The 513-nt window shown below is 70.6% G+C and carries 1 protein-coding gene; it reads right to left on the reverse strand.

Annotated elements, in window-relative coordinates; translation table 11 throughout:
• Positions 1 to 513, reverse strand: a 513-nt coding sequence (locus B3T59_RS22150) for a hypothetical protein (protein WP_287005161.1), incomplete at both ends; no start/stop codon positions are given.

Below are 513 nucleotides of genomic sequence, written 5' to 3' on the forward strand. Positions count from 1 at the left end.
CTGGGTCGGTGACGGCGGGGGCGGGTGGTGATCGCCCGGCCGGGGTGTGGGGAAGGTCAGCGACGGGCTCGGCGATTCGCGTTCGACCCCCGCCCGGGGGCGGGCGGGCGTCGCCGCGGCCGCGGCCGCCAGCGGCGGTGAGCCGGGGTCGTGCGCCTGCTGCTCGGTCACGGGTGTGCGGCCGTCGACCGGGATGAGGGTGTACCAGTTCTGCGCCTTGAGGTAGCGGGTGGCGAACAGGTACCACTGCCCCACCGCAAGTGGGGTGTCGCCGTTGACCGAGATGTAGACCCGGTCGGTGATCCCGCCCTGCTGGTTGACCACCACGCTCTCGGGCACGGAACCTTTGATCGATACTCCGGTGCGCACTCGGTACTGGGTTTCGGGAATCGCATCGAGCGCTGTGGTTCCGGCTTGACCGTCGACGCGGCCGGTGAACACGTGGGTGGCGATCGCCATCAGGTTCGCCAGGTCCGAGGTGTCGGTGACCGACGACGCCGACACCGTCGAGGT

The organism is Gordonia sp. UBA7860 (assembly GCF_002500165.1).
GTDB classification, from domain to species: domain Bacteria; phylum Actinomycetota; class Actinomycetes; order Mycobacteriales; family Mycobacteriaceae; genus Gordonia; species Gordonia sputi.